3 rRNA genes are annotated in these 5,395 nt (G+C 54.5%); all 3 read left to right on the top strand.

Annotation, left to right across the window (positions count from 1 at the left end):
• Window positions 1-177: 177 nt before the first annotated feature.
• The 3 genes from ACQUSW_RS13695 (at window position 178) to rrf (ending at window position 5,390) form a co-directional block, all read left to right on the top strand.
• Window positions 178-1,703: ribosomal RNA gene (locus tag ACQUSW_RS13695) — 16S ribosomal RNA — on the top strand.
• Window positions 1,704-2,081: 378 nt separating this feature from the next.
• Window positions 2,082-5,185 (top strand): 23S ribosomal RNA (locus ACQUSW_RS13690).
• Window positions 5,186-5,273: 88 nt separating this feature from the next.
• Window positions 5,274-5,390, top strand: a 5S ribosomal RNA gene (gene rrf / locus ACQUSW_RS13685).
• The 16S, 23S and 5S rRNA genes sit together here, the layout of an rRNA operon.
• The last annotated feature ends 5 nt before the right edge of the window (window positions 5,391-5,395 follow it).

Genomic DNA, 5,395 nt, shown 5'->3' with positions numbered 1-5,395 from the left:
GGAGCATCCGATCCTTGAGAACTCAACAGCGTGCACTTGTCAAATGCCAATTTTTCTCGGCCATTTTGTGGTTGGGGTTTTTGGATCAATTTCATGGATTGTCAGTGATGGCATTCTGTTTTTGGTCAGTTTCAAACTTGTGGCATGGCCGTTTTCCCGGTTGTGTTGCTTTCTTTTTTTACGGAGAGTTTGATCCTGGCTCAGGATGAACGCTGGCGGCGTGCTTAACACATGCAAGTCGAACGATGATGCCTGGTGCTTGCACTGGGTGGATTAGTGGCGAACGGGTGAGTAACACGTGAGCAACCTGCCCTGGACTCTGGGATAAGCGCTGGAAACGGTGTCTAATACTGGATATGAGGCGCGGCCGCATGGTCGTGTTTGGAAAGATTTTTCGGTCTGGGATGGGCTCGCGGCCTATCAGCTTGTTGGTGAGGTAATGGCTTACCAAGGCGTCGACGGGTAGCCGGCCTGAGAGGGTGACCGGCCACACTGGGACTGAGACACGGCCCAGACTCCTACGGGAGGCAGCAGTGGGGAATATTGCACAATGGGCGGAAGCCTGATGCAGCAACGCCGCGTGAGGGATGACGGCCTTCGGGTTGTAAACCTCTTTTAGCAGGGAAGAAGCTTTTGTGACGGTACCTGCAGAAAAAGCGCCGGCTAACTACGTGCCAGCAGCCGCGGTAATACGTAGGGCGCAAGCGTTATCCGGAATTATTGGGCGTAAAGAGCTCGTAGGCGGTTTGTCGCGTCTGCTGTGAAATCCTGAGGCTCAACCTCGGGCTTGCAGTGGGTACGGGCAGACTAGAGTGCGGTAGGGGAGATTGGAATTCCTGGTGTAGCGGTGGAATGCGCAGATATCAGGAGGAACACCGATGGCGAAGGCAGATCTCTGGGCCGTTACTGACGCTGAGGAGCGAAAGGGTGGGGAGCAAACAGGCTTAGATACCCTGGTAGTCCACCCCGTAAACGTTGGGAACTAGTTGTGGGGTCCTTTCCACGGATTCCGTGACGCAGCTAACGCATTAAGTTCCCCGCCTGGGGAGTACGGCCGCAAGGCTAAAACTCAAAGGAATTGACGGGGACCCGCACAAGCGGCGGAGCATGCGGATTAATTCGATGCAACGCGAAGAACCTTACCAAGGCTTGACATATACGAGAATGCTGCAGAAATGTAGAGCTCTTTGGACACTCGTATACAGGTGGTGCATGGTTGTCGTCAGCTCGTGTCGTGAGATGTTGGGTTAAGTCCCGCAACGAGCGCAACCCTCGTTCTATGTTGCCAGCACGTTATGGTGGGAACTCATGGGATACTGCCGGGGTCAACTCGGAGGAAGGTGGGGATGACGTCAAATCATCATGCCCCTTATGTCTTGGGCTTCACGCATGCTACAATGGCCGGTACAGTGGGCTGCGATGCCGTGAGGCGGAGCGAATCCCAAAAAGCCGGTCCCAGTTCGGATTGAGGTCTGCAACTCGACCTCATGAAGTCGGAGTCGCTAGTAATCGCAGATCAGCAACGCTGCGGTGAATACGTTCCCGGGTCTTGTACACACCGCCCGTCAAGTCATGAAAGTCGGTAACACCTGAAGCCGGTGGCCTAACCCTTGTGGAGGGAGCCGTCGAGGGTGGGATCGGTAATTAGGACTAAGTCGTAACAAGGTAGCCGTACCGGAAGGTGCGGCTGGATCACCTCCTTTCTAAGGAGCTTCTGGCTCTTCGGAGTTCAGGGCCTCGTTCAGGAACGTTTGTTTTCTGCGGGGTGCTCGTGGGTGGAACATTTGATATTTCGTCAGCGCGGCTGATTTCTGCTAGTACGCCACTGTGGTGGTTGGAATGTGGGGGTTGGTGAGCGGGGTGTTTGCACGCTGTTGGGTCCTGAGGGACCGGGTGTCGCTGTAATGGTGGCAGCTGTTCCTCTGGGCCTTTTCTTGTCTGCATTTGTGTGTGGGTGGGGGAGGGTTCCGACCGTACTTTGAGAACTACACAGTGGACGCGAGCATCTTAAAGCATCGAATCTTTTTGGTTTGGTGTTTGTGATTACTTTTTCGATCGATTGATCGTACTCATGTGATTTTTTACAAGTCTTTAAGAGCAAACGGTGGATGCCTTGGCATCTGGAGCCGAAGAAGGACGTAGCAATCTGCGATAAGCCTCGGGGAATTGATAAGCGAGTGGTGATCCGAGGATTTCCGAATGGGGAAACCCCGTCAGGCGTTTGTGCGACCTGGTGACTCCTGTCTGAATGTATAGGGCAGGTAGAGGGAACGTGGGGAAGTGAAACATCTCAGTACCCACAGGAAGAGAAAACAATAGTGATTCCGTTAGTAGTGGCGAGCGAACGCGGATGAGGCTAAACCGGGTGTGTGTGATAGCCGGCAGGCGTTGCATGCTCGGGGTTGTGGGACTTGCTGGATCATTCTGCCGAATGGTTGGCGTGTGGACGCATATAGGTGAACGGTTTTGAATGGCCGGCCGTAGAGGGTGGTAGCCCCGTAACTGAAATGTGTTGTTCTGCGTGGCGAGTATCCCAAGTAGCACGGGGCCCGAGAAATCCCGTGTGAATCTGTCAGGACCACCTGATAAGCCTAAATACTCCCAGATGACCGATAGCGGACTAGTACCGTGAGGGAAAGGTGAAAAGTACCCCGGGAGGGGAGTGAAATAGTACCTGAAACCGTTTGCTTACAAGCCGTTGGAGCCTCCTTGGTAGGGGTGACAGCGTGCCTTTTGAAGAATGAGCCTGCGAGTTAGTGATGTGTGGCGAGGTTAACCCGTGTGGGGTAGCCGTAGCGAAAGCGAGTCTGAATAGGGCGGTTGAGTCGCATGTCCTAGACCCGAAGCGAAGTGATCTATCCATGGCCAGGCTGAAGCGCGTGTAAGAGCGCGTGGAGGGCCGAACCCACTTAGGTTGAAAACTGAGGGGATGAGCTGTGGATAGGGGTGAAAGGCCAATCAAACTTCGTGATAGCTGGTTCTCTCCGAAATGCATTTAGGTGCAGCGTTGCGTGTTTCTTACTGGAGGTAGAGCTACTGGATGGCCGATGGGCCCTACAAGGTTACTGACGTCAGCCAAACTCCGAATGCCGGTAAGTGAGAGCGCAGCAGTGAGACTGTGGGGGATAAGCTTCATAGTCGAGAGGGAAAGAGCCCAGACCACCATCTAAGGTCCCTAAGCGCGTGCTAAGTGGAAAAGGATGTGGAGTTGCTTAGACAACCAGGAGGTTGGCTTAGAAGCAGCCACCCTTGAAAGAGTGCGTAATAGCTCACTGGTCAAGTGATTCCGCGCCGACAATGTAACGGGGCTCAAGCACGCCACCGAAGTTGTGGCATTGACATATTAGGTAGGCCTTCGTGGTCCAGCCGTGTTGATGGGTAGGAGAGCGTCGTGTGGGGGGTGAAGCGGCGGAGTGATCCAGCCGTGGACGCCACACGAGTGAGAATGCAGGCATGAGTAGCGAAAGACGTGTGAGAAACACGTCCTCCGAAAGACCAAGGGTTCCAGGGTCAAGTTAATCTTCCCTGGGTAAGTCGGGACCTAAGGCGAGGCCGACAGGCGTAGTCGATGGATAACGGGTTGATATTCCCGTACCGGCGAAGAACCGCCCCAGCTAATCCAGTTGTGCTAAGCGCCCGAACTATCGCACCGTCACCTTCGGGTGGCATCGTGGTAGGGAGCGCGTGACCCCGTTCTGGTGCGGCTAGCGTATTAACAGGTGTGACGCAGGAAGGTAGCCCATGCCAGGCGATGGTTGTCCTGGTGCAAGTGTGTAGGCCGGACGGTTGGTAAATCCGCTGTCCTTGATGGTTGAGACACGATGCGGATGAAAAGTGGGTGATCCTATGCTGCCAAGAAAAGCATCGACGCGAGGTTCCAGCTGCCCGTACCCCAAACCGACTCAGGTGGTCAGGTAGAGAATACCGAGGAGATCGAGAGAATCGTGGTTAAGGAACTCGGCAAAATGCCCCCGTAACTTCGGGAGAAGGGGGGCCATCCACTTATACCGTCTTGCACGGGAAAGGGTGTGGTGGCCGCAGAGACTAGTGGGTAGCGACTGTTTACTAAAAACACAGGTCCGTGCGAAGACGCAAGTCGATGTATACGGACTGACGCCTGCCCGGTGCTGGAAGGTTAAGAGGACGGGTTAGCTTCGGCGACGCTCAGAATTTAAGCCCCAGTAAACGGCGGTGGTAACTATAACCATCCTAAGGTAGCGAAATTCCTTGTCGGGTAAGTTCCGACCTGCACGAATGGCGTAACGACTGCCCAGCTGTCTCAACCACGAACTCGGCGAAATTGCATTACGAGTAAAGATGCTCGTTACGCGCAGCAGGACGGAAAGACCCCGTGACCTTTACTACAGCTTGGTATTGGTGTTCGGTGTGGCTTGTGTAGGATAGGTGGGAGACGGTGAAGCGGGCACGCCAGTGTTCGTGGAGTCATTGTTGAAATACCACTCTGGTCATTCTGAACATCTAACTTCGAACCGTGATCCGGTTCAGGGACAGTGCCTGGTGGGTAGTTTAACTGGGGCGGTTGCCTCCTAAAGAGTAACGGAGGCGCCCAAAGGTTCCCTCAACCTGGTTGGCAATCAGGTGGCGAGTGTAAGTGCACAAGGGAGCTTGACTGTGAGACTGACAGGTCGAGCAGGGACGAAAGTCGGGACTAGTGATCCGGCAGTGGCTTGTGGAAGCGCTGTCGCTCAACGGATAAAAGGTACCTCGGGGATAACAGGCTGATCTTGCCCAAGAGTCCATATCGACGGCATGGTTTGGCACCTCGATGTCGGCTCGTCGCATCCTGGGGCTGGAGTAGGTCCCAAGGGTTGGGCTGTTCGCCCATTAAAGCGGTACGCGAGCTGGGTTTAGAACGTCGTGAGACAGTTCGGTCCCTATCCGCTGCGCGCGTAGGAAGTTTGAGAGGATCTGACCCTAGTACGAGAGGACCGGGTTGGACGAACCTCTGGTGTGTCAGTTGTTCCGCCAGGAGCACCGCTGATTAGCTACGTTCGGGATGGATAACCGCTGAAAGCATCTAAGCGGGAAGCCGGCCTCAAGATGAGACTTCCATGCCCCTTGTGGGTGAGAGGCTCCCAGCAAGACTACTGGGTTGATAGGCCAGATGTGGAAGTGCAGTAATGCATGTAGCTGACTGGTACTAATAAGCCGATGACTTGATAAAATTTTCACATCCGTGATCTACGAGATGTTTCGCGTCCACTTTGTGGTTCTTGACGTACGGTCAAGCACCAGTGCTATGTCAATAGTGTTACGGCGGCCATAGCGTGAGGGAAACGCCCGGTTACATTCCGAACCCGGAAGCTAAGCCTCACAGCGCCGATGGTACTGCAGGGGGGACCCTGTGGGAGAGTAGGACACCGCCGAACTTCTT

This window comes from Microbacterium luticellae, from assembly GCF_050408645.1.
Lineage (GTDB): Bacteria > Actinomycetota > Actinomycetes > Actinomycetales > Microbacteriaceae > Microbacterium.
This window is presented reverse-complemented; position numbering and strand designations above follow the sequence as displayed.